Annotated in this window: 26 protein-coding genes; 13 read left to right on the forward strand and 13 right to left on the reverse strand. The window is 72.0% G+C overall.

Going from position 1 to position 24851, the window contains the following annotated elements; all coding sequences use genetic code 11:
* Positions 1–46: 46 nt before the first annotated feature.
* Entirely contained in the window at positions 47–2056 is a 2010-nt protein-coding gene (gene thrS / locus AB0B48_RS17950; protein WP_357202582.1) for a threonine--tRNA ligase, read from the reverse strand.
* Positions 2057–2244: 188 nt separating this feature from the next.
* Here thrS and AB0B48_RS17955 point away from each other — a divergent pair, with 188 nt between their 5' ends.
* Positions 2245–3168, forward strand: coding sequence for a DUF1775 domain-containing protein (locus AB0B48_RS17955; protein ID WP_357202585.1), 924 nt, complete (start codon positions 2245–2247; stop codon positions 3166–3168).
* A gap of 158 nt (positions 3169–3326) precedes the next feature.
* Here AB0B48_RS17955 and AB0B48_RS17960 read toward each other — a convergent pair whose 3' ends face one another.
* Positions 3327–4247 (reverse strand): ADP-ribosylglycohydrolase family protein, encoded by a 921-nt coding sequence (locus tag AB0B48_RS17960; RefSeq protein ID WP_357202588.1) that lies wholly within the window; start codon positions 4245–4247, stop codon positions 3327–3329.
* A 73-nt stretch (positions 4248–4320) separates the two neighbouring features.
* Between AB0B48_RS17960 and AB0B48_RS17965 the strand changes: the two genes are divergently transcribed.
* Together AB0B48_RS17965 and AB0B48_RS17970 are read left to right on the forward strand one after the other, a co-directional pair.
* A complete protein-coding gene (locus tag AB0B48_RS17965) occupies positions 4321–5010 on the forward strand; it encodes a response regulator transcription factor (protein ID WP_091401712.1) in 690 nt (229 codons plus the stop codon).
* 29 nt (positions 5011–5039) lie between these two features.
* Positions 5040–6443: a HAMP domain-containing sensor histidine kinase gene (locus AB0B48_RS17970; protein WP_355007253.1), complete on the forward strand. Its 1404-nt coding sequence runs from the start codon at positions 5040–5042 to the stop codon at positions 6441–6443.
* Between the two features lie 251 nt (positions 6444–6694).
* Here AB0B48_RS17970 and AB0B48_RS17975 read toward each other — a convergent pair whose 3' ends face one another.
* Both AB0B48_RS17975 and AB0B48_RS17980 read right to left on the reverse strand, forming a co-directional pair.
* Positions 6695–7717, reverse strand: a complete 1023-nt coding sequence (locus AB0B48_RS17975; protein ID WP_357202591.1) for an adenosine deaminase — start codon at positions 7715–7717, stop codon at positions 6695–6697.
* Positions 7714–8508 carry a trans-aconitate 2-methyltransferase gene (locus AB0B48_RS17980; RefSeq protein ID WP_357202594.1) on the reverse strand — a complete coding sequence of 265 codons (795 nt, stop codon included), beginning with the start codon at positions 8506–8508 and terminating at the stop codon, positions 7714–7716. The genes AB0B48_RS17975 and AB0B48_RS17980 overlap by 4 nt, the downstream gene beginning before the upstream one ends.
* Before the next feature lie 83 nt (positions 8509–8591).
* Here AB0B48_RS17980 and AB0B48_RS17985 point away from each other — a divergent pair, with 83 nt between their 5' ends.
* Positions 8592–9575, forward strand: a complete 984-nt coding sequence (locus AB0B48_RS17985) for an aldo/keto reductase (RefSeq protein WP_357202597.1) — start codon at positions 8592–8594, stop codon at positions 9573–9575.
* An 88-nt stretch (positions 9576–9663) separates the two neighbouring features.
* A complete protein-coding gene (locus AB0B48_RS17990) occupies positions 9664–9855 on the forward strand; it encodes a hypothetical protein (RefSeq protein WP_357202600.1) in 192 nt (63 codons plus the stop codon).
* Between the two features lie 121 nt (positions 9856–9976).
* Here the strand turns inward: AB0B48_RS17990 and AB0B48_RS17995 are convergent, their stop codons facing one another.
* From AB0B48_RS17995 to AB0B48_RS18025, 7 genes are all read right to left on the reverse strand, one after another.
* A complete protein-coding gene (locus AB0B48_RS17995; protein ID WP_030338233.1) occupies positions 9977–10180 on the reverse strand; it encodes a cold-shock protein in 204 nt (67 codons plus the stop codon).
* A gap of 287 nt (positions 10181–10467) precedes the next feature.
* On the reverse strand, positions 10468–10740 hold the full coding sequence (locus AB0B48_RS18000) for a DUF4235 domain-containing protein (protein ID WP_357202603.1): 273 nt from the start codon (positions 10738–10740) through the stop codon (positions 10468–10470).
* Positions 10737–11111, reverse strand: coding sequence for a DUF3618 domain-containing protein (locus tag AB0B48_RS18005; RefSeq protein ID WP_355007247.1), 375 nt, complete (start codon positions 11109–11111; stop codon positions 10737–10739). Before AB0B48_RS18005 ends, AB0B48_RS18000 begins: the two co-directional genes overlap by 4 nt.
* The gene (locus AB0B48_RS18010) at positions 11108–11542 is read right to left on the reverse strand and encodes a phage holin family protein (RefSeq protein WP_357202606.1); all 435 of its coding nucleotides are present in this window, start codon (positions 11540–11542) and stop codon (positions 11108–11110) included. The genes AB0B48_RS18005 and AB0B48_RS18010 overlap by 4 nt, the downstream gene beginning before the upstream one ends.
* Before the next feature lie 469 nt (positions 11543–12011).
* Positions 12012–13199, reverse strand: coding sequence for a mechanosensitive ion channel domain-containing protein (locus AB0B48_RS18015; RefSeq protein WP_357202609.1), 1188 nt, complete (start codon positions 13197–13199; stop codon positions 12012–12014).
* Positions 13200–13282: 83 nt separating this feature from the next.
* A complete protein-coding gene (locus AB0B48_RS18020; RefSeq protein ID WP_357202612.1) occupies positions 13283–14104 on the reverse strand; it encodes a DUF1206 domain-containing protein in 822 nt (273 codons plus the stop codon).
* Positions 14105–14163: 59 nt separating this feature from the next.
* On the reverse strand, positions 14164–14529 hold the full coding sequence (locus AB0B48_RS18025; protein WP_357202615.1) for a hypothetical protein: 366 nt from the start codon (positions 14527–14529) through the stop codon (positions 14164–14166).
* Positions 14530–14625: 96 nt separating this feature from the next.
* On the opposite strand from AB0B48_RS18025, the gene AB0B48_RS18030 reads away from it, so the two are divergent.
* Positions 14626–15852 carry a cysteine desulfurase-like protein gene (locus tag AB0B48_RS18030; protein ID WP_357202619.1) on the forward strand — a complete coding sequence of 409 codons (1227 nt, stop codon included), beginning with the start codon at positions 14626–14628 and terminating at the stop codon, positions 15850–15852.
* Entirely contained in the window at positions 15849–16136 is a 288-nt protein-coding gene (locus AB0B48_RS18035) for a GNAT family N-acetyltransferase (RefSeq protein ID WP_357202622.1), read from the forward strand. The genes AB0B48_RS18030 and AB0B48_RS18035 overlap by 4 nt, the downstream gene beginning before the upstream one ends.
* A gap of 9 nt (positions 16137–16145) precedes the next feature.
* Here the strand turns inward: AB0B48_RS18035 and AB0B48_RS18040 are convergent, their stop codons facing one another.
* A complete protein-coding gene (locus AB0B48_RS18040) occupies positions 16146–17636 on the reverse strand; it encodes a glycoside hydrolase family 3 protein (RefSeq protein ID WP_357202625.1) in 1491 nt (496 codons plus the stop codon).
* 217 nt (positions 17637–17853) lie between these two features.
* On the opposite strand from AB0B48_RS18040, the gene AB0B48_RS18045 reads away from it, so the two are divergent.
* From AB0B48_RS18045 to AB0B48_RS18060, 4 genes are all read left to right on the forward strand, one after another.
* On the forward strand, positions 17854–17979 hold the full coding sequence (locus AB0B48_RS18045) for a hypothetical protein (RefSeq protein ID WP_255750123.1): 126 nt from the start codon (positions 17854–17856) through the stop codon (positions 17977–17979).
* 87 nt (positions 17980–18066) lie between these two features.
* A complete protein-coding gene (locus AB0B48_RS18050; protein ID WP_357202629.1) occupies positions 18067–19017 on the forward strand; it encodes a TIGR03557 family F420-dependent LLM class oxidoreductase in 951 nt (316 codons plus the stop codon).
* 73 nt (positions 19018–19090) lie between these two features.
* Entirely contained in the window at positions 19091–20722 is a 1632-nt protein-coding gene (locus AB0B48_RS18055; protein ID WP_357202632.1) for a RecQ family ATP-dependent DNA helicase, read from the forward strand.
* Between the two features lie 88 nt (positions 20723–20810).
* Entirely contained in the window at positions 20811–21314 is a 504-nt protein-coding gene (locus AB0B48_RS18060) for a hypothetical protein (protein WP_357202635.1), read from the forward strand.
* On the opposite strand, the gene AB0B48_RS18065 is transcribed toward AB0B48_RS18060, so the two are convergent.
* On the reverse strand, positions 21304–22893 hold the full coding sequence (locus AB0B48_RS18065) for an MFS transporter (protein ID WP_357202638.1): 1590 nt from the start codon (positions 22891–22893) through the stop codon (positions 21304–21306). The genes AB0B48_RS18060 and AB0B48_RS18065 overlap by 11 nt on opposite strands.
* 82 nt (positions 22894–22975) lie before the next feature.
* On the opposite strand from AB0B48_RS18065, the gene AB0B48_RS18070 reads away from it, so the two are divergent.
* Both AB0B48_RS18070 and AB0B48_RS18075 read left to right on the forward strand, forming a co-directional pair.
* Positions 22976–23737, forward strand: a complete 762-nt coding sequence (locus AB0B48_RS18070; protein ID WP_357202641.1) for a TetR/AcrR family transcriptional regulator — start codon at positions 22976–22978, stop codon at positions 23735–23737.
* A gap of 9 nt (positions 23738–23746) precedes the next feature.
* A complete protein-coding gene (locus AB0B48_RS18075; protein WP_357202644.1) occupies positions 23747–24781 on the forward strand; it encodes a helix-turn-helix domain-containing protein in 1035 nt (344 codons plus the stop codon).
* Positions 24782–24851: the final 70 nt, after the last annotated feature.

Genomic DNA, 24851 nt, shown 5'->3' on the forward strand with positions numbered 1-24851 from the left:
GGACGGACCGCGCCGTGCGAACGGACCGCGCCGTGCGGTGGTCCCGTTACTCCGCCGCGGCGGACGGGCCGATGTTGGTCCGTGAGCCGACCACGTCCAGCACGTGGGTCACCGCCTCGGCGACCGGCACCCCGTTGCGCTGGGAGCCGTCGCGGTAGCGGAAGGAGACAGTGCCGGCGGCCACGTCGTCGTCACCGGCGATCACCATGAACGGGATCTTTTGCTGCTGCGCCGTCCGGATCTTCTTCTGCATCCGGTCGTCACCGGCGTCCACCTGGGCCCGGATGCCCTCGGCGCGCAGCGCCGCGACAAAGCCGTGCAGGTAGTCGGTGTGGTCCTCGCGGATCGGAATGCCCACCACCTGCACCGGCGCGAGCCAGGCCGGGAAAGCGCCAGCGTAGTGCTCGGTGAGCACCCCGAAGAACCGCTCGATCGACCCGAACAGCGCACGGTGGATCATCACGGGCCGCTGCCGGCTACCGTCGGCGGCCTGGTACTCCAACGCGAACCGCTCCGGCTGGTTGAAGTCGACCTGGATGGTGGACATCTGCCAGGTCCGGCCGATGGCGTCACGGGCCTGCACGGAGATCTTCGGCCCGTAGAACGCCGCGCCGCCCGGGTCGGGAACCAGGTCCAGGCCGGAGGTCGCGGCGGCGGTCCGCAGCGCCTCGGTGGCCTCGGCCCAGTCCTCGTCGGCCCCGATGAACTTGGGCGAGTCGTCCCGGGTCGACAGCTCCAGGTAGAAGTCGTCCAGGCCGTAGTCGCGCAGCAGGTCGAGCACGAAGCTGAGGAGCGTGGACAGCTCGCCGGCCATCTGCTCACGGGTGCAGTAGATGTGCGAGTCGTCCTGGGTCAGGCCGCGGACCCGGGTGAGGCCGTGCACGACACCGGACTTCTCGTACCGGTAGACGGTGCCGAACTCGAACATCCGCAGCGGCAGCTCCCGGTACGACCGCCCGCGCGACCTGAAGATCAGGTTGTGCATCGGGCAGTTCATCGCCTTGAGGTAGTAGTCCGCGCCCTCCAGCTGCATGGGCGGGAACATGGTGTCCGCGTAGTACGGCAGGTGACCGGAGGTCTGGAACAGCTGCGCCTTGGTGATGTGCGGGGTGTTGACGAACTCGTACCCCGCCTCCTCGTGCCGCCGCCGCGAGTAGTGCTCCATCTCGCGACGGATGATGCCGCCCTTGGGATGGAAGACCGCCAGGCCGGAGCCGATCTCGTCGGGGAAGCTGAAGAGGTCGAGGTCCGCGCCGAGCTTACGGTGGTCGCGCCGGGCGGCCTCCTCCAACAGCTTCAGGTACGCCTTGAGCTCGTCGCGGGTCGGCCACGCGGTGCCGTACACCCGCTGTAGTTGGGGGTTCTTCTCCGACCCCCGCCAGTACGCGGCGGCGGAGCGCATCAGCTTGAACGCGCCGATCAGTCGGGTGGTCGGCAGGTGCGGGCCCCGGCACAGGTCCGACCAGCAGACCTTGTCCTCCTTGGCGTCGAGGTTGTCGTAGATGGTCAGCTCGCCGCCGCCCACCTCCATCACCTCGTCGGTGTCCAGGCCCTCGCCCTTGACCTCGATCAACTCCAGCTTGAACGGCTCGTCGGCCAGCTCGGAGCGCGCCTCGTCCAGGCTGCCGAAGCGGCGGCGACGGAACCGCTGCCCGGACTTGATGATCTCCTGCATGCGCTTCTCGAGCTTGCTGAGGTCATCGGGCTGGAACGGCTTGTCGACGTCGAAGTCGTAGTAGAAGCCGTTCTCGATGGGCGGGCCAATGCCCAGCTTGGCCTCGGGGAAGATGTCCTGCACGGCCTGGGCGAGGACGTGCGCGGTGGAGTGGCGCAGCACGTTGAGCCCGTCGGGCGACTCCAGGGTGACCGGCTCGACGACGGTCTCCTCGGCCGGCGCCCAGTCCAGGTCGCGCAGCTGGCCCTGCGGGTCGCGGACCACGACGATCGCCTTGGGACCGTTCGCGGGCAGTCCGGCCGCGGCCACCGCGTCGGCCGCCGTGGTCCCGGCGGCGACGACGACGGGGTCGGCCACGGCGGGGGTACGGGGTGCGGACACGGTGACTCCTCCAAGTGGTACGAAATGGTGCCGATCCTCGGCTCCTGCCGATGCTATCGGTCGCCCCGCCCCCGACCGGGAAGGGCACCTCCTTACCGCCGACGTTGAACCTTTCGCGCCTCGCAGCCGAACTAGAAGGTGTGGCCGGAAACCGGAACCGGCCACGCCGACACGGATGGGGGCACGACATGGCGAGCACGTACGGCGGTGGCCGTCGGCGGCGGATCGTGGCGGCGACCGCGGTGACCGCCGCTGGGCTGCTGCTCTGGCCTGGCACGGCGTACGCGGCAGACGTGACGACCACCCCGACCGAGGCCCGGCAGGGCGAGGCGGTACGGCTGGAGTTCAGCGTTCCGGAGGAGCGGTCCGGCACGAAGACCAAGCAGATCGAGGTACGGCTGCCGGCCGACGCGCCGATCGCCGAGGTCTACCCCATGTCGGTGGACGGCTGGGCGCCCCGGCTCAGCTCCCGCACCCTGGACAAGCCGCTGCCCGGCATCCACTCCTCCGGGGTGAGCACTGTGACGACCGCGGTGACCTGGGTCCGGGTGGGTGCGAGCGACCCGGGGCCGGCTCGGTTGGCGCTCTCCATGGGGCCGATGCCGCAGGCCGAGCGGCTCACCTTCGAGGTCGTCCAGACGTACGCCGATGGCACTGTGGTCCGGTGGGCGGACGCCACCGGTCCGCACCGGGCCCCGGCGCTGGCCCTGCTGCCGGCGGCGCCCGGCGCGGCGGGTCCGGCCGCGCACGGCGGCGGCCACGGCGGCCCGGCGGCCGGCGTGCCCGATGCTGCCGGTGTGCCTGATGCTCCGGACAACGGGGCAGACGCGGCACCGCCGGCCCGATCGGGCGGTGCCGACGAGGGCAGTGCCGACGGGTTGCTGGCCGCCGGCCTGCTCGCCGGCCTGGGCGGCGGCGCGGCGATCGGCTGGTTGCTCAGCCGGTGGCGCCGACGCGACCCGGGAGAGGCCACCGCGCTCGCCGAGGTGACCGGCGACCCGGGAGAGGCCGCGACGCCCGATGCGGCCGCGACCCTGGCCGAGATAACCGGCCGCGCGGACAGGACCGCAAAGACCGACCCACAGCCCGCTGTCTCCGCGGCATCGCGGTGATCGACTCGGCTTCCAGGAAACCGCGGCATCCCCGCCGCCCGGACGGCCCGATTTGCAGGAAGCCGAGTTGATCGCGGGCCGCCCAGGCCCAGGGCGGCGCCAGCGCAGGGCAGCCCGCACAGGGGCAACCCCCGGCCGGCCAGGGCAGCCCCGGGTGCTCAGGGCAGCCAGGTAGGTAACGGTTCGCGGGCGGCCAGCCACTGCGCGGGCACCCCGCCGGGGGTGCCGACGCCGGTGTGCGCCGCTACCACCGCTCCGGCGATGGCCGCCGTGGTGTCCACGTCACCACCGGCCCGTACGCACGTCTCGATGGCCGCCGGATAGTCGTCGAGGTGGGTGGCGGCCACCCAGAGGGTGAACCCGACGGTGTCCTGGGCGGTCACCCGGGAGCCGTTGCCGAGCTCCGCCACCACCCGGGGCAACGGCCGGCCGAGCAGCCCGGCCGCCCGGTGTACGCCCCGATGCACCTCGGTGCCCGGGTCGAGCGCGGCGGCGATCCCGGCGAGCAGCCGCTCCGGGGCGGGCCGGTGTCCGTCGAGGCGGGCCCGGGCGGCCAGCGCGGCGGCGACGGCGACGGCGACCGCCCCGGCGATCCCCTCCGGGTGCGCGTGCGTCACCTCGGCGGACGCGCGCGCCTGTGCCGCGGCGCGCGCTGTCGAGTCGGCGAAGTACGCGCCCAGCGGGCCGACCCGCATCGCCGCGCCGTTGCCGCAGGAGCCCTGCCCGTCGAAAGCTGAGGCGGCGGCCAGCGGCCACGGGGTGCCGGCGCGGATCAGCCCCAGGATGAGCATCGCGCCCGCGCCGTAGCCTCGTCGCGCGGTGCATCGCTGCGCGAAGGAGAGGGCAAGCCGGTCCCGGTCGATGCCGGCGGAGTCGGCCAACTGGGCGAAGACCGAGCAGGCCATCTCGGTGTCGTCGGTCCATTCCCAGGGCGGCGGCGGCAGCGCGTCGGCGGTGAGATCCACTGGCGCCGGCACCGGCAGGAAGTACTGCGCGCCGAGCGCGTCACCGGTGGAGAGACCGGCGAGGCTGTCCCGGGCGAGCGCCAGGCGGGCATCGGCGAACAGGGTGAACGACATCGTCGTACCAGCTTGCCCGGTTGCCAGGCACGCCGCAACGCGATCAACTTGCCAGGCCAAGTACGGTCTTGTCGTGGCCTCCGTGCTCCTGGTCGAAGACGATCACGTCGTACGCGGCGCGATGTTGCGGTCCCTCACCGACCGGGGGCATGCCGTGCACGCCGTGGGTACGGCGTTGGACGCCCTGCGTCGGGTGGCCGCGGAGACACCCGACCTGGTGGTGCTCGACCTCGGCCTACCCGACCTGGACGGCTCGGACGCGCTGCGGATGTTGCGCGGCATCACCGACGTTCCGATCATCATCGCCACCGCCCGCGACGACGAGCAGTCGGTGGTCAAGCTGCTGCGGGCCGGCGCCGACGACTACATGGTCAAGCCGTTCACCGGCGCACACCTGGATGCCCGGATCACCACAGTGCTGCGCCGGGCCGGCCGGGCCAGTCGGTCCGTGCAGCCCGCCGTGCACAGCGTCGGCGGGCTGCGGGTGGACGTGGGCGAGCGCAGCGCCCAGCTCGACGGGGAGCCGCTGGCGCTGACCCGCAAGGAATTCGACCTGTTGGCGTATCTCGCCGCACGACCTGGGCGGGTAGTGTCCCGCCGGGAACTCTTGGAGGAGGTATGGCGGCAGCCATCGGTCGGCGAGGATCAGACAATCGACGTTCACCTGTACTGGCTCCGCAGAAAGATGGGCGAGTCCGCGGCGAAGCCGCGCTACCTGCGCACCGTGCGGGGGGTCGGATTCCGGCTGGTGGCACCGGACTGAGGACGGCGCTGGCCCTGCTCACGGCCGGCATGTGCAGTCTCGTCGCGCTCGCGTTCCTGATCCCGCTCGGGCTCAGCCTGCGCGAGCAGAGCCGGGACGAGGCGATCGCCGACGCGGCCCGGCGCAGCGCGCTGGTGACCGGCGCGCTGGCGGTCAGCACCGACCCGGCGGTCGTCGAGCGTGCCATGGTGGCCAGCGCCGAGGGCGCACCCACCCGGCCCGTGGTGCACGGGTTGGGGTTGGACGAATCCGCTGGTCGGGCCAGCGGCAGCGACCTGGACCGGGCCCGCTCCGAACGCCAGTCGCTCGTCGTCGACGTCGACGGGGGTGTGGCCCGGCTCGACCCGGTGGTGCTCGGCGACCGGACGGCAGTGGTCGAGGTGTTCCTTCCGGAGTCGACGCTGGGCGAGGGCGCCGGCGGCACCTGGTTGCTGCTGTTCGCTGTCGGCGCGGCGATGGCCGGCGCGGCGGTGCTGGTGGTCGACCGGGTCGCTGCCCGCGCGGTGGACTCCACCCGCGGTCTGGTCAAGGCCGCGCTCTCCATCGGCGACGGCGACCTCGGCGTACGCGTCGAGCCGACCGGTCCGCGCGAGCTGGCCGAGGCCGGGTACGCCTTCAACCGGATGGCGGACCGCCTGGACGCCGCCCGCACCGACGAGCGGGAGTTGGTGGCCGACCTGTCGCATCGTCTGCGTACCCCGTTGACGGTGCTGCGGTTGGACGCGGAGGCGTTGGAGTCCGACGACACCAGCGTGGGTTCGTTCAGCCCGGCGGAGTTGGACCGGCTGCGGGGGATCCGGCGGATCCGGCAGGCGATCGTCACCCTGGAGGGTGAGATCGACGTCCTGATCAAGACCACCCGCAAGACGGTGGCGCTGGAGGCCGGGCCGGCGATGTGCGACGTCAGCGAGGTGGTCCGGGACCGGATGGTGTTCTGGGCGGCGTTGGCCGGCGACCAGAACCGGCCGCACCGGGTCAACGGTGCCCAGCTGCGGATCCCGGCGCCGGTGCCGCGGGCCGAACTGGCCGCCGCGCTGGACGCGGTCATCGGCAACGTCTTCCGCTACACCCCGCAGGGCACCGCGTTCGAGGTGGCGGTGTCCCGGCGTGACGGTTACGTGGCGATCCGGATCGACGACGCCGGCCCTGGCATCGCCAACCCGGACCGCGCGCTGCGCCGCGGCGCCAGTGACCAGGGCTCGACCGGGCTCGGGCTGGACATCGCCAAGCGGGTCGCGTTGCAGGCCAACGGCTCGGTGAGCATCGACCGCGCCCGGCTGGGCGGGGCCAGTGTGGTGATGCTGCTCGCCGACCCGGAGGCGACGCCCCGGCAGGTCAGCCGCTTCGGTCTGGTCGGTCGGATGGCCCGCGACGCCCGCGACACGAAGGCCACCGCACGTCGCTGGCCCCGCCAGCGCCCCACCGACGACTGACCCCGCCGGGCCCGGGGCTGTGCGCCGGCGCAAGTCTTCCTTAGATCGCGGTTAACGACCGCGTTGGATCGGCCGTGGGCTGACAGGATTCAGGGCACGAACCCACCAGTTCCACCGGCCGAGCGCACCACGCACCCACGGCCGGTGGAGCCGCGCGCGCGGCGGGAGTCACAGGTCCCCCCACACCCACGCTCCCGCCGCGCGCCCTGCTCAACCAGCCGGCCCGACCGGCATCCGAGCGGCAGTCCAGCTCAGCCCGCGGTGGCGAGGTACGCGTCGATCTCGGCGAGGATCCGCTGCTGGCCGGCGGCGTCCAGGAAGGACGCGGTCACCGCGTTGCGGGCAAGCCCGGCCAATCCGTCGGCGCCGACACCGAGCAGGCGGGCGGCCACCGCGTACTCGTCGTTGAGGGTGGTGCCGAACATCGGCGGGTCGTCGGAGTTGATGCTGACCAGCAGCCCGGCGTCGACGAGCTGACGCAGCGGGTGCTCGTCGAGGGTGGCGACCGCCCGGGTCCGCACGTTGGACGTCGGGCAGACCTCCATCCCGATCTGCCGCTCGGCCAGGTACGCGAGCAGCTGCGGGTCCTGCGCGGCGGAGATGCCGTGCCCGATCCGCTCGGCACCCAACTCGTTCAGCGCGTCCCAGACGGTCTGCGGCCCGGTGGTCTCCCCGGCGTGCGGCACCGAGCGCAGCCCGGCGGCGCGGGCCTGGTCGAAGTAGGGCCGGAACTGCGGTCGGGGTACGCCGATCTCCGGGCCGCCCAGACCGAAACTGACCAGCCCGTCCGGGCGCTCGTCCAGCGCGATGCGCAGCGTCTCCTCGGCTGCCGGCAGGCCGGCCTCCCCGGGGATGTCGAAGCACCAGCGCAGCTCGATGCCGAAGTCGGTCAGGGCGCGCCTGCGGGCGTCCTCGATGGCCTCGCAGAACGCCGGCGCGGGAATGCCCCGTCGGACGTGCGAGTACGGGGTGATGGTCAGCTCCGCGTACCGGACCTGTTGGCGGGCCAGTTCCCGGGCCACCTCGTGGGTGAGGATCCAGACGTCCTCCGGGTCGCGGATGAGATCCACGACGCTCAGGTAGACCTCGACGAAGTGCGCGAAGTCGCGGAACTCGAAGTAGCTGGCGAGCGCGTCCGGGTCGGCCGGCACGGGGGTGCGCCCCTCGTGGCGCGCCGCCAACTCGGCGACGGTCCGGGGCAGGGCGGAGCCGACGTGGTGCACGTGCAGCTCCACCTTGGGTAGGCCGGCGATGAAGGTGGACAGGTCGGTCACGGATTCTCCTGAGCATGGTCGCCGGTGCGGGCGACGACGAAGACGCGGCGGAACGGGAAGTACACCTGACCCTGCCGCACCGGGTACGCCGCGCTGAGCCGTACTCCCAGCTCGGCCCGGAAGGCGGACCAGCCGGCTGCGTCCAGTGCGGCCCGGACCGGGCGCAGCGCGGTGCCCTCCATCCAGGTCAGCACCGGGTGCTCGGCGGCGGGTCGAGCCGGCAGCAGGTGCACGTAGGTAGTCTCCCAGGCGTCCACCGCGCAGCCGACGGCGGTCAGCAACGCCGCGTAGTCGGCCGGGTCGTCGACCGGGTCCGCGCGCAGCAGCGGGGCGACCTCGGCGCGCCAGGTCGGCCGGTCGGCGACCTCGCGCAGGGCGCGGTGCGAGTCGGCGGCGAAGTTGCCGGGGACCTGCATGGCGAGCCAGGCGCCGGCGGGCAGATCGATGGCCCAGCGGCGCAGCAGCTCCTGGTGGCCCGGAACCCACTGCAGGGCCGCGTTGCTGACCACCACGTCGTCGTCGCCGGTCGGACGCCAGTCGCGCAGATCGGCGACCGCGAAGTCGACAGGCGCGGCGAGGGTCTCGGCCCGCTCGATCATCTCGGCTGAGGAGTCGCGGCCGCGCACCCGGCTGGTCGGCCAGCGTTCCGCGAGGATGGCGGTGAGCTGGCCGGGGCCACAGCCGAGGTCGACCACCGCCCGGGGGCGCTCGGCCGGAATCCGGGCGAGAAGGTCGTGAAACGGCCGGGATCGCTCGTCGCCGAAGCGCAGGTAGGTCGTCGGATCCCACATGGTCGCCCCCCAAACCGTACGTCCGTACTGCTGACGGTACGGCTCGCGTGGCAGGGTGGCAACCCGATCACTAGGCTCGGGGCATGGAACAGCGCAGCTTCAACCGGCTCGGCCGGACCGTTGGCGCGGTCGGCCTGGGCGCGTGGCAACTCGGCGCCGACTGGGGCACCGTCAGCGAGGACGACGCGATGGCGGTGCTCGCCGCCGCCGTCGACGCCGGGGTCACCTTCCTCGACACCGCCGACGTGTACGGCGACGGCCGCAGCGAGCAGCTGATCGGCCGCTTCCTGCGCACCCGACCCGACGCCGGGCTGACCGTCGCCACCAAGATGGGCCGCCGGGTCGAGCAGCGGCCGGAGGCGTACACCCTGGCCAACTTCCGGCAGTGGACCGACCGCTCCCGGGCCAACCTGGGCATGGACACCCTGGACCTGGTCCAGTTGCACTGCCCGCCCACCGAGGTCTTCGCCTCCGACGAGGTCTTCGACGGTCTGGACACCCTCGTCGCCGAGAAGGCCATCGCCGGGTACGGAGTCAGCGTCGAGACCTGCGACCAGGCCCTCACCGCGATCGCCCGACCGGGGGTGGCGAGCGTTCAGATCATCCTCAACGCGGTCCGCCACAAGCCCCTGGAGCAGGTGCTGCCGGCCGCGGCGGCAGCCGGCGTCGGCATCATCGCCCGCGTACCGCTCGCCAGTGGCCTGCTCTCCGGCCGCTACGACGAGCACACCGAGTTCCCCGCCGACGACCACCGCAACTACAACCGGCACGGCGCCGCCTTCGACGTCGGCGAGACGTTCTCCGGGGTCGACTTCGATCGAGGTCTGGCCGCCGTACGCCGGCTGGCCCCGCTCGTCGACGCGGACCGCACGATGGCGCAGTTCGCCCTGCGCTGGGTGCTGGACCAGGCGGGCGTCACAGTGGTCATCCCCGGCGCCCGCGACGCCGACCAGGCCCGACGCAACGCCGCCGCGGCGGACCTGTCCCCGCTCACCGACGAGCAGTTGGCAGCCGTCCGCGACACCTACGACGAGCTGATCCGCCCGCAGGTGCACGACCGGTGGTGACCCGCGCGCCCGGGGTGCTCGCGTCACGCCATCCGGCCGGCGATGCTGGACGGCGGCGCGCCGCCCCGGGCGGCGGAGAGGGGACGCGATGAGAGGTTGGCTTCCGCTCACCCTCGGCCTGCTGGCCGTGGTGATCGGTGCGGTGTGGACGGTCCAGGGCCTCGGCTACGTCAGCGGCAGCGTGATGACCGACGAGAAGATCTGGGCGGTGATCGGCCCGATCGTGACGCTGGCTGGGCTGGTCGTGCTCTGGCTCGGCCTGCGCTCGCGTCGACGCTGACCGCTCGCCGCAGCGGCGAGCCTGAGCAGGCGAAAGCCCCGCATCCCAACCGGGATGCGGGGCTTTACCGTGACCCGTGAGCCGGGTCGTCCCACTGGCCGGCGGGGGCCGGCCGTCCTACTCAGATGGGACGGACCTGCTCAGCCTGCGGGCCCTTCTGACCCTGAGCAATCTCGAACTCCACCCGCTGGTTCTCCTCCAGCGAGCGGTAGCCGCTGGTCTGGATGGCCGAGAAGTGGACGAACACGTCAGCACCCCCACCATCGACGGTGATGAAGCCGAAGCCCTTGTCAGCGTTGAACCACTTCACGGTTCCCTGAGCCATGTGTATCTCCCTCGAAAAACTGGCGGCCGTGCACGCCGTCCGGCCGATTGGCCGTTTTTGAGCAGCGGTGCCTGAGGCGGCCCCACGAAGGAGACTTCTCTCAACCCACGCCATCTCGCAACAGCGGGGACCAGCAAATCACGGAGGTAAAAAGTCTGTCACGACCTCTCCGACGAATTTCTCCGACATGTGACCTGACGGATGCCTCAGGCGCGCTGGGCGGCGTGCGATGCCATGCGAAAGCCCCCTTCCCATCGATGCGGGAAGGGGGCTGAAGTCGCTGCTGGTCAGTCCGGCCAACTGCCGGTCATCCGGCGTACGCCGACCGCGCCACCCCGGTCCACGGCGGCCCGGACGACAGCGAAAATGGCGCCCTGCAACGCCGCGGCGGCCAGGATCTCGCCCCAGCCGCGATCCTCGTCGGTCGCGTTGGGCGCCTCACCGTCGCCCGCGGTGACCTTCCAGACCTGCCGGAAGATCGCCCCGGCCACCGTGCCCGCGGCGATACCCAACAACACGCCGACCGGCCGGTACGCGACCCTGCCGATTTTCTTGCTCACCGACGCCTCCCCCGCACGATCATCAGCACCACCACGGTGGCCACCGCGCCGGCCGCGATGGCCGCCCACGGCACCGGGTTGCGGCGCACCAACTCGCTCTTGTCGTACGCCTGTGCGCGTACCAACTCGCCCTTTTCGTATGCCTGCGCCCGCGCCATTCCGGCGCCACGCGCGGCCTGCCCGCGGACCCGGGCGACGGTCTGCGCCGCCTGCTCCCGCATCCGCTCCTTGGCCTGCTCGGCGGACTCCTTGAGACGCGCCTTGACGTCGGCCTTGGCGGCCAACGCCTCCATCGTCTCGCCCAACTCGACCCGGGTGCGACGGATCTCCTCGCGGAGTGCCTCCGTGTCGCCGGTCCCGTTACCCGTCATTGCCGCCCCCTGTCCTTCACCGCGGCAGTGACGGTGTCCATGTCTGCCCGGAGGCTACGGACCGTGGCCGCAGGCACCGGCGGGACAGCACGGCTGACCTGCTTCTTGCCCACCAAGGCCAGGATGCCGGCCACCAGGAAACACGCCACCGCCACGATCAGCGCCGCCGCCCAGGCGGGCAACACCAGGTCGAGCAACAGGATCGCCGTGGCGATGAGCGCACCCAGACCGAAGAAGGCGAGCGCGCCACCGCCGCCGAACAGGCCGATCCCGATGCCCGCGTGCTTACCCTTCTGGGTCAACTCCGCTCGGGCCAGCGTCAGTTCGTCCCGTACGAGGCGGGAGATCTGCTCGGTGGCCCGCTGCACCAACTCGGCGGTGGAGGGCTCGCTCCCATTCTGGGATGTGCGGGCTTTCGCCACGTCAGCCATGCTGTCCTCCTTTCCTCATCACCGCGCTGTATGCCCGAAGTCGTCGCTCGTCAATCCTAAAGCGCGCCAGCCAGCTCACCGTCACGCTTGTCCGCACGCCGCGCCGCTGATCCGCCGCCAGTCGCCACGATCACGCCAGAGACGTCAGGCAGCACATCCCCCACCCAAGCCCAACCAAACCTCCGAAACCAACCACCCACTCCCGCTCCCACCCCACCCCGCCCCTCCCGCCCCTCTCGCAGCGGTGATCATGAGGTTGTCGGGGACAAACCAGGCATACCCACCCGTCAACGCCATGATCGTCGAGGTCTGTCGCGCAAGATCGCGCTCGATCCTGGTTGTACGATCTTGCGGGGCAGGGCAGGGCAGGGGCGGGGCCGGGCAGGGGCGGGGCGCGAGGTGGGGCAGGGCGCTAGGCGGGGCGGGGTGCGAGGGCGGGGTGTCAGGGCGGGGTGTCAGGGGCGGGGTGTCAGGGGCGGGTTTCTTCGGGGCCTACGAAGGCTTCGCTTCGGGCGTCCCCGTCGTCGCTGCCACCGAAGACACGGGCGTCGTCGGGCGCCTCGGTGTCGGACAGGCGGCGGGCCGGCCGCCTCGGCTGCACCCACTGCCAGGACAGGTTGCTGTTGGCGTCGCCCAGCTCGGTGCGGAGCCGCGGCATCGCCGTCGGGCGGTTGTCGCGGATCCAGGCGACCAGGTGCTCCCGGACGAGACAGCGCAGGTCCCACAGGCTGCCGGCGTCGGCGGCGCTGACCAGCGCGCGCAACCGGACCGTCCCGCCGGTGGCGTCGGTGACCTGCAGGACGCAGACCCGTCCGTCCCACAGTTCGGTGCCCTCGACGAGGCGGCGCAGCTCCTCGCGCATGGTCTGCACGGGCACCGCCCAGTCGACGTCGAACTCGGCGGTGCCGAGCACCGCCGCCTCCGTCCGGGTCCAGTTCTGGAACGGCTTGCTGGTGAAGTACGAGGTGGGCAGGATCAACCGACGGTCGTCCCAGATCTGCACGACGACGTAGCTGAGGGTCAGCTCCTCGATGCGGCCCCACTCCCCCTCGACAACGACGACGTCGTCGAGCCGGACGGCATCGCTGAAGGCGAGCTGGACGCCGGCGAAGACGTTGCCGAGCAGGCTCTGTGCGGCGAGCGCGGCCACCACACCGACCACACCGGCCGAGGTCAGCACACCGGCGCCGATGCCCCGCACGCTGGGGAACGTCATCAGCATCACGCCGACGGCCAGGATGACGATCACCGCGATGGTCAGTCGGCGCAGCATGACCACCTGGGTCCGTACCCGTCGGGCGTGCCGGTTGTCCGGTACGTCGACCCGGAACCGGGCCAGCGCGGTGTCCTCCACGACGACCAGCAGGCAGGCGACCAGCCAGGCCAGTGCGGCGATGACGCCGAGGATGAGCAGGTGCAGCAGGAGCCGCCGCCAGCCCTCGCCGACCGCGTACCCGGTGCTGAAGCGGACGGCGAACTGCACGGCCAGGACCGTCGCGGCGACCTGGAACGGGCGGTGGGCGTGGTCGGTCAACTCGGTCAACAGCAGTGACCGGCGGCCGAACCGCCGGGTCAACCGGTGGACGACCTCGACCAGGAACAGGGCGACCGCCGCCGCGACGAGCGCGGCGACGGCCGTTTCGAGATAGTTCTGCACGGCTTCGGTGCTTCCCTTCGATCAAACGACGGGCACTCCGGGCAAAAGCCCAAGAGTGCCCGTCATCCTCAGAATCGACCAGCTCAGACCTTGCGGTACCGGGACTGGAGGAAGCAGTAGACGCCGAAGGCGGCGATGCCGAGGGCGACCAGGGTCAGCAGGAACGTGCCGTACGACTGCTCTTGCAGGGTGTGCAGCGCGGCGTCCAGACCACGGGCCTTCTCCGGGTCGTAGTTCACCGCCGCCACGATGACCAGCAGACCGGCGATGCCGTAGGCGACGCCCTTGGCGATGTATCCGGCCATGCCCAGCCGGCGGGCGAGCTGGCGGGTCTTCGGGCTCATCTCGCCGGTCTTCAGGTGCTTCTCGAACTTCTTCCGGGCACCGTAGATCGCCAGGCCGATGCCGATCGCGGCGACGACCAACCCGGCGAGGCCGACCAGCCAGCGGCCACCGCTGGAGGTCATCACCTTGCCGGTCAACGCCTCCTGCTGGTCGGCGCTGTTGGACCCCGCGTCCTTGAAGACCTTGAAGGCGGTCCAGGCGAAGTAGAGGTAGACGATGGTCCGGCCCGCCGAGGCGACCCGTTCCATGACCCGCTCCTTGCCGCGCTCGGCGCGGTGCCCGACCGCCGCCTCCAGCGCCTGCCAGATCGCCATCGCGAGCAGGCCGACCGCGACGGCGATGACCAGGAACTTGCCGAGGGGCTGTGCGGAGAGGGTACGCAGCGCGCCGGACTGGTCGCCGTCGTCGGACGACGTACCGAACGCGATCTGCAACGCCAACCAGGCGAAGAGGAGGTGGACGACGCCGTAGCCGATGAAGCCGGCCCGGGCGAGGAGTTCCAGCCACCGGCTGTCCGCCGTACGGGAGGCGGTGGCTTCGGCGCTACGGGTGAGTGACATGTCGTCACAATCTCCGAATCTGAAGATTCCCAAACGTCGGCCACCGCCACCCGCTCAGGTCAGCTGCCCGGGTTGCGCGATACGCGAATCTTGACCTGCTGGTCGGTCACGCTGTCCAGGGTGACCGCGAAGCCGCCGGCCTCTGCGGCCTGCTGGCCGGTGGTGAGGGTGAGCTGCTCACCGGCGACCTCGACGGTCACCTGGTCACCCTCGGCGCCGACCAACTTGGCCTCGACGCCGAGGATGGTTGTCCTCGCGTCGACACCCCGCTCGAAGGTGACGGTGCAGGCGTCCAGCGCGCAGTCGGTGGAAGCGCCCTGGGAGCTGCACCCGGCGAGCACGGCGAGGCCGAGCGCCAGACCGGCGAAGAGACCGGCGGCGCGGCGGACGGGGGGAATGGGCAAGGTGGCGGGTCTGTTCGTCACCTCGCCAAGAGTACGAGACAACCGCGAGATCAACGCCGAACGGTGATCACCTGGCGGCCGGGGAAGGTGCGGGGAGCACCGGCTAGGGTCCGGGACATGCCGTTCGACATCGCCCGCACCCGGGCCGCGTACCCCGCCCTGACCGAGGGCTTCGTCCACTTCGACGGTGCCGGTGGCACCCAGACCGCGGCCGGCGTGATCGACGCGGTCACCGATGCCATGCGGTCGGCGGTCGGCAATCGCAGCGCCGCCAACGTCGCGGGCCGCCGGTCGTTGGAGCTGGTGGCCGAGGCCCGCTCGGCGGTGGCCGATCTGCTCGGCGCCGACCCGGCCGGGGTGGTGCTCGGCCCGAGCGCGACCGCGCTGACGTACACCCTGGCCCGCACGCTCGGCGCGACCTGGCGCCCGGGCGACGAGGTGGTGGTGTCCCGGCTCGACCACGACGCGAACGTGCGGCCGTGGGTGCAGGCCGCCGAGGCGGCCGGCGCGACGGTGCGCTGGGCCGAGGTCGACCGGCACACCGGTGAGCTGCCCGCGGCCCAGTACGCGGACCTGGTGGGTGAGCGGACCCGGTTGGTCGCGGTGACCGCCGGCAGCAACGCCATCGGCACCATGCCGGACGTGTCGGCGATCGCCAAGACCGCGCACGCGGTCGGCGCGCTGGTCCACGTCGACGGGGTGCACTCGGTGCCGCACGGGCCGACCGACCTGGCCTCGCTCGGCGCCGACGTGCTGGTCACCAGCGCGTACAAGTGGTCCGGCCCGCACCTGGCGGCGATGGTGGCGGACCCGGCCCGGTGGGAGGCGTTGCGCCCGGCGAAGCTGGTGCCGTCCTCCGACGCGGTGCCGGACCGGTTCGAGTACGGCACGCCGAGCTTCCCGCTGCTGGCCGGCGTGGCCGCGGCGGTGGATCACCTGGCGGGGCTGGACCCGGACGCGGTCGGGGACCGGCGGGACCGGCTGCGGGCCGGGCTGGCCGCCGCTCAGGCGCACGAGGAGGCGCTCCTGGACCGGCTGCTCGCCGGGCTGGCGCAGCGGCCGGCGATCACCGTCTACGGCTCTCCGGCGCGGCGCTGCCCGACGGTCTCGTTCCGGGTGGCCGGGATGTCCCCGGCGGCCACCCAGGAGGCGTTGGGTGCCGCCGGGTTCTGCCTCTCCGTCGGCGACTACTACGCCTACGAGTACTTCCAGCTGATGGGTCTGCGCGACAGCGGCGGCGCGGTACGGGCCAGCATCTACCACTACAACACCGCCGAGGAGGTGGACCGTTTGCTCGGCGAACTCGACGCGCTGGCCGAGCCGGCGGGGAGAATGGCCGGATGAGCACCCTGGTCGAGGACAACCCGGCGAAGCACCGCTTCGAGATCCTTGTCGACGACGCGCTGGCCGGCTTCACCGCGTACCTGCCGCGCGGTGAGGTGCTGGTCTTCACCCACACCGAGGTGGACCGGGGCTTTCAGGGCAAGGGGGTGGGCGGCGCGCTGATCCGCGGCACCCTGGACCAGCTCCGGGCACGCGGCACGACAGTGGTGCCGCAGTGCCCCTTCATGGCCGCTTTCATCGACAAGCACCCCGAGTACGCCGACCTGGTCGCCGACCTCCCGTAACGCGGGCGGTCAGCGGGCGCCGGTGAGCACCTCGGCGGCGGCCCGTCCACTGGCCCGGGTGGCGCCGTGGGTGGCCAGGTGCACCGCCCCGGTGACCAGCTCGGGCACGCCCAACTCGACCACGACGGCGTCCGGCCGGGCGGCCAACGCGCGGTGCACGGCGGCCCGCATCCAGTCGTGCCGGTGCTGGTCACGGACGACCAGGACCAGGGGGCGGCTGCCTGCCCCGGCGCCCGGGTCCGCCGGCACGTCGGGTTCGGCGTAACGGACCGTGCTGGTGCCGGGCAGCAGCTCGGTCAGTGGTCCGCCGATGCCCCACGGGGTCTCGGCGCCGATGGCGATGTTGCGCGGCGGCTCGAACTCGACGACGTGTGCCGCGCGGGTAAGGGGCAGCGCGACCGTCGTACCCGGGGCGGTGGTGACCCGGACGGCCCGGCGGGCGGCGACCAGCCCGACGTCGGCGGCGGCGCGCGCTCCGGCCGAGCCGGAGTTGCGGGCGGCCACCGTCCAGGCGGCGAGTTGACCGACGCGCTTGGCGGCCTCGGCGAGACGTTCCTCGGGCAGCTCGCCGGAGACGACGGCGGCCACGATGGCGTCGCGCAACTCGCGGGCGGCCTGCTCGTCAGCCCGTTCACCGCCGATGCAGATGGCGTCGGCCCCGGCGGCGAGGGCGCGGACCGTGGCACCGGCGAAGCCGTACCGGTCAGCGACCGCGCGCATCTCCATCGCGTCGGTGACCACCACACCGGAGAAGCCCAGTTCGTCGCGGAGCAACCCACCCAGGATGCGCTGACTCAACGTCGCCGGCAGGTGCGGGTCGAGGGCGGGCACCAGCAGGTGACCGGTCATCATCGCCTGCACCCCGGCGGCCACGGCGGCGCGGAACGGGGCCAGTTCGCAGGCGTCCAGCCGGCCCCGGTCGGCGGTGATCCGGGGCAGGTCGTGGTGTGAGTCGACCCGGGTGTCGCCGTGGCCGGGGAAGTGTTTGGCGCAGGCCGCGACGCCGCCGGCCTGGAGCCCGCGGACCCAGGCGGCGGTGTGCCGCGCGACGAGCACCGGGTCGGCGCCGAAGGAGCGGACGCCGATCACCGGGTTCGCCGGGTTGGAGTTGACGTCGGCGTCCGGGGCGTAGTTGAGGGTGATCCCCGCCGCGGTCAGCTCGGCGCCGAGGTCCCGGGCGACGGCCTCGGTCAGCCCCGGGTCGTCGACCGCGCCGAGGGCGAAGTTGCCGGGCCGGGAGCTGCCGTGCACCGACTCCAGCCGGGTGACGTCGCCGGCCTCCTCGTCGATCGCCACGATGACGTCCGGCCGTTCCGCGCGCAGCGTCGCGGTGAGGGCAGTCACCTGCTCGGTGTCGACGACGTTGCGGGCGAAGAGCACCACCGAGCCGAGACCCTCGCCGAGCCAGCGGCACACCCAGGGCGGTGGGGTGGTGCCGACGAAGCCGGGTTGCAGGACGGCGGCGGCGAGCGCCGAGAGGTGCCCGTTGGAAGTGGTCACGCCACTCCCTCGCAGTGATCGAGATCGATCACCGGCGACGGTGCGCCCCCGTCGATCCGCTGGTTGCGCTCGCTCATGCGGCCCCCGTACCCCATCTCTCGCGCGCCCTCGGCGCACCGCCACCGGCAGGCGGTTCTGCCATGGTCACACTGAGCGATTCAATAGTCAATAAACCTTACAGTTGCCTGGCGGCCCGCTCCCCGGGGAGAGTGCGGGGATGGATCCCGTCCTGCTGGCCGACGCGACGAGCCCGGCCGACATCCCCGGCGTACGCCTGCTCGGCCTGGTGGTCGGCGCCCTGCTGCTCCTCGCCGCGATCCGGGCGATGTTCGGGCGACGCTGACCCGCCAGCGGCGAGAACCGGTGTGACCGTGCGCCGCCGGGGTAGGGCTCTCCCCATCAGCAGGTCCGCGTGCCGAAGGGGTAAGCCATGAAGATCGGATATTTTCTGTCCAGTGAGGAGTACACGCCCGCCGAGTTGCTGGCGCAGGCGCGCGGTGCCGAAGAGGCCGGCTTCGAGGCTCTGTGGATCTCCGACCACTACCACCCGTGGGTGGACGCCCAGGGCCAGAGCCCGTTCGTCTGGTCGATGATCGGCGCGCTCAGCCAGGTCTGCTCGCTGCCGGTGACCACGGCGGTGACCTGCCCGACAGTGCGGATCCACCCGGCGGTGATCGCGCAGGCGGCGGCGACCAGCGCGGTGCTGCACGGTGGGCGGTTCGTGCTCGGCGTCGGCACCGGCGAGGCCCTCAACGAGCACATCTTCGGCGACGCGTGGCCGCAGGCGGACGTCCGGCTGGAGATGCTGGAGGAGGCCGTCGAGGTGCTGCGCGAGCTGTGGAAGGGCGGTTTCGTCAACCACCACGGAAAGCACTACACGGTGGAGCACGCCCGGATCTACACGCTGCCCGACACTCCCCCGCCAATCTACGTCTCCGGCTTCGGACCCAAGGCCATCGACCTGGCCGCCCGGATCGGCGACGGCTACGTGAGCACCATGCCCGACGGCGAGATGGTCCGCCGCTTCCGCGAGAACGGCGGCGGCGACAAGCCGTGCCAGGCCGGATTCAAGGCGGCGTACGCGGACAGCGAGGACGAGGGGTTGCGGATCGCGTACGAGCGCTGGCCCAACGCGGGGGTGCCGGGTGAGCTGTCCCAGGTGCTCCCCTCGCCACGGCACTTCGAGCAGGCCTCCGAGCTGGTCGAGCCGGAGATGCTCAAGAAGGCGTTCGTCTGCGGCAACAGCGCCGACGCGCACCTGGAGATGATCGACAAGTACGCCAAGGCCGGCTTCGACGAGGTCTACGTGGCCAACACCGGCCCGCACTACCAGGGTCTGTTCGACCTGTACCAGCGCGAGGTCCTGCCCGGCCTGCGCTGAGCCCCTGGCACCCGAGCCCATGATCTTCCGAATGCGTTTCGGTTGTCCCGGGCTCGGGTACCTCCGGCCCTCGATGAAACTGTCCACGCATTCGATGACGTTGCGCCGCGCCGCCCGCAGCCTGTTCGGCTGGAACGCGCTGCGGCCCAACCAGTTGGCCGCCATGCGCGCGGTCATGAAGCGACGCGACGCCCTGGTGGTGCTGCCCACCGGTGCCGGCAAGTCGGCGATCTACCAGATCCCGGCCAGTCTGATCCCCGGTCCCACCGTGGTGATCTCTCCGCTCCTCGCCCTCCAGCAGGACCAGATCGCCTCCCTCAACGAGCGGCAACGCCCGGAGCTGCGGGCGGTGCGGATCAGCTCGAACGAGTCCGCCAGCCAGCAGGCCGAGGCGCTCGCCGACGTCCGCGAGGGCCGGGCGGAGTTCCTCTTCATCACCCCGGAGCAGCTCAGCAACCCGGACCGGATGGCCGAGGTCGCCGCGCTGAAGCCGGCGCTGGTGGCGATCGACGAGGCGCACTGCATCTCGGCCTGGGGGCACGACTTCCGCCCTGACTACCTGGCGCTCGGACACCTCATCGAGGGCATCGGAAGGCCGCCGGTGGTGGCGCTCACCGCCACTGCCTCCCCGCCGGTACGCGACGACATCATCGCCCGGCTGCGGCTGCGCGATCCGGACGTGGTGGTCTCCGGGCTGGACCGGCCCAACCTCTTCCTCGAGGTGGCCCACTGCCCGGACGAGGACTACCGCTGGCGACGGCTGATGACGCTGCTGCGCGACGAGGGCCGGCCGGGGATCATCTACGTGCCGACCCGCCGCGCCGCCGAGGAGCTGGCCACCCGGTTGACCGACGCCGACTTCCCGGCGCAGTTCTACCACGGTGGGATGCCGATGGGTGCCCGCGCGGAGCTGCACGAGGCGTTCCTCGCCGACCAGGTCCCGATCATGGTGGCGACCTCGGCGTTCGGCATGGGCATCGACAAGCCGAACATCGCCTGGGTGGTACACATGGCGCTGCCCGACTCGCCGGACAGCTACTTCCAGGAGATCGGCCGGGCCGGGCGCGACGGGCAACCGGCCCGGGTCCTGCTGCTGTGGCGGGCTGAGGACGTGGGCCTGCAACGGTTCTTCAGCGGCGGTCTGCCCGACGAGAACGAGCTGCGCGACCTGGCCGCCCTGCTGCGCAAGAAGGCAGCCACCAAGACCGAACTGCGCGAGACCACCGGCCTGGGGCCACGCAAGCTGGGCCAGTACCTGTCCCTGCTGGAGCAGGTCGGCGCGGCCGAGCCGCGCGCCCGGCAGCGCATCGGCGCCCCGCGCTACTCCCCCGCCGCGGTGGACGCCGCCGCGGCGGCCCTCGCCGAGGCGGAACGCCAGCAGACGGTGACCCGGTCCCGGACCGACATGATGCGGGCCTTCGCCGAGACCAGGGCCTGCCGGGGGCAGACCCTGCTGGCCTACTTCGGCGAGCAGATGAGCGACGTCTGCGGACACTGCGACAACTGCAGCAGCGGCACCAGCGTGGCCGACCAGGGTGCGGTCGGGCCGTTCCCGGTGCACAGTCAGGTGCGTCACCCGGAGTGGGGGCCGGGCATGGTGCTCTCGTACGAGGAGGACAAGATGACCGTCCTCTTCGAGGAGGTCGGGTACAAGACGTTGTCGGTGCGCGTGGTGTCCGAACAGGGCCTGCTGACCCTGGACTAGCCTGACCCGGGCGCCGGTTGCGGCCCCGGTGGATCGACAAAGCAGAGCACCGATTGACCAAGAAGAGCAGGGCGGAAGGGGCGTTGTCGTGATCGAGCAGCCGGCGTACACCGGGTTCGGTTTCTCCGACGAGGAGTGGGGGCTGCTGGTCGGCCTGCCACAGTCGGTGTTGACCGCGGCGAGCGCCGCCGAGTCCGACAGCACCCGCCGGACCATGGCGGAGAACGCGGCCGGGCTGGAGACCATCGCCGCCGGCCGGGAGTCCGCCAGCCCGCTGGTGGTCGCCGTGGCCGGCGAGATCGTCACCCGGGTCGGTGACCCGGAGGCCGGCGAGGAGCTGCCGGTCATCGCGCCCGCCGACCCGGGGGCGTACATCGACGACGTGCTGCTGCGGGCCGGCGAGGCCGGCACGTTGCTGGCCGCGCGGGTCGACGAGGGTGAGGCCGGCGCGTACAAGCACTGGCTCGTGAAGATCGCCGAGCAGGTGGTGGGCGCCGCGTCCAGCGGTGGGCTGCTGGGCATCGGCGGCGAGTCGGTCAGCGACTCCGAGCGGCGTTTCCGCGACCGGCTCGCGCACGTGCTCATCGACTGACCGACGACAACGACGTGTCGGCCGGACCGGTCGGCTCCGCGGCCAGCGCCGCGGGGTCGGCCGGCCGGACGCCACGCAGCGCGACGAGCGCGGTGAGCGCGCCCAGCAGCATCACCGCCATGGCGGCGTACGCGGCCAGGTGCAGCCCGTCGGTGAACGCCACTCCGGCGGCGTGACGCACCGCGTCGGCCAGCTCCGCCGGCAACCCCTGGGCGACCGCGAGCGCACCGCCCAGGGTCTCCTGGGCCGCCGCTCCAGCGTCGGCGGGCAGCCCGGCCGGAAGGCCGTCGACGATCTCGCGGCGGTAGACCGCCGCGCCCACGCTGCCCAGGATCGCCATCCCCAGCGCACCGCCCAGCTCGCTGCTGGACTCGGTCAGCGCCGAGGCGACACCTGCCTGCTCGGGCGGCGCCGCGCCGATGACCAGCTCGGTGACGAGAGACATCACCATCACCAGGCCGGCGGCGTAGACACTGGCACCGACGAGCAGCAGCCACAGCGGCGTCTCCGGGGTGACCCGGGTCAACACCACGAAACCGACCACGGCGATTCCGAACCCCGTACCGATCAGGTACGCCCGTTCAACGCGCTGGGCGAGGGCGGCGGCGGCCGGCGCGACTCCGCCCACGGCGAGGGACGGCACGAGGCTCCACAGTGCGGCCCGCAGCGGGCTCAGGCCGAGCACCAGTTGGAGGTGCTGGGTGGTGAAGATGGCGAAGCCGACGATGGCGAACATCGCCAGCAGGTTGACAGCGAGCGATCCGGCGAAGCCGCGGCGGCGGAACAGGGCGAGGTCGACCATCGGGTACGCCTGGGTCCGCTGCCGGTGCAGGAAGAGCGCCCCCACCAGCAGACCGCCGACGATGGCGAGGACGCGCGCCGGGCTGAAGCCGTCCCGGGCCATCTCCTTGATGCCGTAGATCACCGGCAGCAGCGCCCCGAGCGACAGTGCCGCGCTGACCAGGTCGAACCGCCCGGTCGCCGGGTTGCGAAACTCGGGCACCAGGAGCGGCACGAGCAGTAGCAACATCAGCATCGCCGGAATGTTGATCAGAAAGATCGAGCCCCACCAGAAGTGCTCCAGCAGGATGCCGCTGAGCACCGGCCCGATCGCGATGCCGCCGGTGAGAGTGGCGGTCCAGACGGCGATGGCCGTGCCGCGCTGCTTGGCGTCGTGGAACATGTTGCGCACCAGCGCGAGCGTCGAGGGCATCAGGGTGGCCCCACCGACGCCGAGCACGGCACGCGCGGCGATGAGCGTCGCGGTGCTGTCGGCGTAGGCGGCCAGCAGCGACGCCGCGCCGAACGCGGCGGCGCCGATCAACAGGAGGCGGCGTCGGCCGATCCGGTCCCCCAGAGCGCCCATGGTGATGAGCAGCCCGGCCAGCACGAAGCCGTAGATGTCGAAGATCCAGAGCTGCTCGGTGGCGGTGGGGCGCAACTCCGCGCTGATGAACGGGACGGCGAAGTAGAGCACCGACACGTCCATCGAGACCAGGAGCAGCGGCAGCATCAGCACGGTGAGCCCGATCCACTCCCGTCGGCCCGCTCGCGGTGCCGGTGTGGTGGTGATCGCCATGATCAGTTCTCCTTCTGCGTATGACGTACGCTGTTATGCGTAGACCATACGCAGAACTAGGATGGCAGGGCAAGGAGGAAATGTGGCGGCGAAGACAGACGACGGCGGGCCCGTACTCCCGCCGGCCATCGAGAGCGCGTGGGGGCTACGGGAGCGGCCACCCAAGGGCCCCCGGCCGGGAATGAGCGTGCCCACCATCGTGGACGCCGCCGTACGCGTCGCCGACGCCGACGGCCTGGCGGCCGTCTCGATGAGCCGGGTGGCCAAGGAGCTGGGCGCGGCGACAATGGCCCTCTACCGGTACGTCGGCTCGAAGGACGAGCTGCTCATGCTCATGGTGGACACCGGGTACGGCCCATCCCCCGGCCCACCCCCGCCGGAGGACGACTGGCGCGCCGGCCTCACCCGGTGGGCCTGGGCCGAGCACGAGGTGCTGCGGCACCGGTCCTGGCTGCTGCACGTCCCGATCACCGGCCCACCGGTCACCCCGCAGCAGCTCGGCTGGCTGGAGGACGGGCTGCGCTGCCTCGACGGCACCACGCTCGGCGAGGGCGAAAAGATGTCGGTGCTCCTGCTGATCACCGGGTACGTCCGCAACGAGGCCACCCTCGCCTCGCAGATCGCCGAGGGCAGCCGGGCGGCCGGCGTCGAGCCCAGCGAGATGATGCCGGCGTACGGTCGACTGGTGGCCCGACTCATCGACCCGGCCCGTTTCCCCGCGCTGCACCGGGTGCTCAGCGCCGGTGTGCTCTACCAGGACGACGACCCCGACGACGAGTTCGTCTTCGGCCTGGACCGGATCCTCGACGGCGTCGAGGCCCTGATCCAGCGCCGAGCGGGCTGAGGTGCCCGGATGCTGCCGAGAGAAACCCTCGACACGACCGTCCTGCCACCCGGTGATCGATTCGGGATGTGGCTGGAACTCGTCGCACGCACCTCGACGCCGATGCAGGTCCGGTCCGCCCACAGCGACGACTTCGCCGCCCACGCCAGCTTCATCGACCTCGGCCCGATCCAGCTGGCGCAGTACGAGTACCCGTCCCTGCACGCCGCCCGGACCCGGAAAATGGTCCGTCAGTCCGACCCGGAGCTGTACATCCTCGCCCTCACCACCGGCGGCGTCGGCACCTCCAGCCAGGACGGTCGCCGCAGCGAGATCCTGGCCGGCGAGTTCACCTTCTACAACGCGTCCCTGCCGCACGACCTCGGCCACCACGCGACGGAGCCGGAGCGGGAGCAGGCCACCTCGATCACCACGATGATCCCGCACGCCGCGCTGCCCCTACCGCCGGAGCGGATGGCGGCGCTCTACGGCGGCCGGATGTCCGGCACTGAGGGGATCGGGGCGCTGCTGGCGCAGTTCCTGATCCAGGTGACCGGGCACCCCGAGCAGTACCATGCCGCCGACGTCAGCCGGCTCGGCGCGGTGGGGCTCGACCTGGCCACCACCATGCTCGGCCGGCACCTCGTCGCCGAGGACGCCGTGCCGACCGAGGTCCGCCGCCGGGCACTGCTCACCCAGGTGCAGTCGTACATCCACCGCCACCTCGGCGACGCGACCCTCGGTCCGCAGGTGGTCGCCGACACCCACCACATCTCGGTGCGGTCCCTGCACCGGTTGTTCGAGGCCGAGGACACCACAGTGGCGTCGTACATCCGGGAACTGCGGCTGGCCCGGTGCCGGCGCGACCTGGCCGACCCGGCGCTGCGCAACCAGCCGGTGCAGACCGTCGCGGCGCGGTGGGGCTTCTCCGACAAGGCCCACTTCAGCCGGGCTTTCCGCGCCGCGTACGGCACCACCCCGCAGGAACACCGCGACAGCTGCTCGGATCTGGCGCGGATCGTCAACCGCCGGGCGTCCACGGTCAACTCGCTGCCGGCAGACTGACACCAACGCGGCCGGCCATCGCCTGGTGGGCCGCCAACGGGGGCCGTGGCGAGGCGCCCGCCGCGCGAGC

Source organism: Micromonospora sp. NPDC049089 (assembly GCF_040648775.1).
Classification (GTDB): Bacteria; Actinomycetota; Actinomycetes; order Mycobacteriales; family Micromonosporaceae; genus Micromonospora.

What these genes read in the sequence shown, in the direction of transcription:
- AB0B48_RS18055 (WP_357202632.1), top strand. Translation starts at nt 19,091, where the DNA reads ATGAAACTGTCCACGCATTCGATGACGTTGCGCCGCGCCGCCCGCAGC.
- AB0B48_RS18045 (WP_255750123.1), top strand. Translation starts at nt 17,854, where the DNA reads ATGGATCCCGTCCTGCTGGCCGACGCGACGAGCCCGGCCGACATCCCC.
- AB0B48_RS17990 (WP_357202600.1), top strand. Translation starts at nt 9,664, where the DNA reads ATGAGAGGTTGGCTTCCGCTCACCCTCGGCCTGCTGGCCGTGGTGATC.
- AB0B48_RS17980 (WP_357202594.1), bottom strand. Translation starts at nt 8,508, where the DNA reads ATGTGGGATCCGACGACCTACCTGCGCTTCGGCGACGAGCGATCCCGG.
- AB0B48_RS18050 (WP_357202629.1), top strand. Translation starts at nt 18,067, where the DNA reads ATGAAGATCGGATATTTTCTGTCCAGTGAGGAGTACACGCCCGCCGAG.
- AB0B48_RS17995 (WP_030338233.1), bottom strand. Translation starts at nt 10,180, where the DNA reads ATGGCTCAGGGAACCGTGAAGTGGTTCAACGCTGACAAGGGCTTCGGC.
- AB0B48_RS18065 (WP_357202638.1), bottom strand. Translation starts at nt 22,893, where the DNA reads ATGGCGATCACCACCACACCGGCACCGCGAGCGGGCCGACGGGAGTGG.
- AB0B48_RS17960 (WP_357202588.1), bottom strand. Translation starts at nt 4,247, where the DNA reads ATGTCGTTCACCCTGTTCGCCGATGCCCGCCTGGCGCTCGCCCGGGAC.
- AB0B48_RS17985 (WP_357202597.1), top strand. Translation starts at nt 8,592, where the DNA reads ATGGAACAGCGCAGCTTCAACCGGCTCGGCCGGACCGTTGGCGCGGTC.
- AB0B48_RS18030 (WP_357202619.1), top strand. Translation starts at nt 14,626, where the DNA reads ATGCCGTTCGACATCGCCCGCACCCGGGCCGCGTACCCCGCCCTGACC.
- AB0B48_RS18005 (WP_355007247.1), bottom strand. Translation starts at nt 11,111, where the DNA reads ATGACGGGTAACGGGACCGGCGACACGGAGGCACTCCGCGAGGAGATC.
- AB0B48_RS18035 (WP_357202622.1), top strand. Translation starts at nt 15,849, where the DNA reads ATGAGCACCCTGGTCGAGGACAACCCGGCGAAGCACCGCTTCGAGATC.
- AB0B48_RS18075 (WP_357202644.1), top strand. Translation starts at nt 23,747, where the DNA reads ATGCTGCCGAGAGAAACCCTCGACACGACCGTCCTGCCACCCGGTGAT.
- AB0B48_RS18010 (WP_357202606.1), bottom strand. Translation starts at nt 11,542, where the DNA reads ATGGCTGACGTGGCGAAAGCCCGCACATCCCAGAATGGGAGCGAGCCC.
- AB0B48_RS17955 (WP_357202585.1), top strand. Translation starts at nt 2,245, where the DNA reads ATGGCGAGCACGTACGGCGGTGGCCGTCGGCGGCGGATCGTGGCGGCG.
- AB0B48_RS17970 (WP_355007253.1), top strand. Translation starts at nt 5,040, where the DNA reads ATGTGCAGTCTCGTCGCGCTCGCGTTCCTGATCCCGCTCGGGCTCAGC.
- AB0B48_RS18020 (WP_357202612.1), bottom strand. Translation starts at nt 14,104, where the DNA reads ATGTCACTCACCCGTAGCGCCGAAGCCACCGCCTCCCGTACGGCGGAC.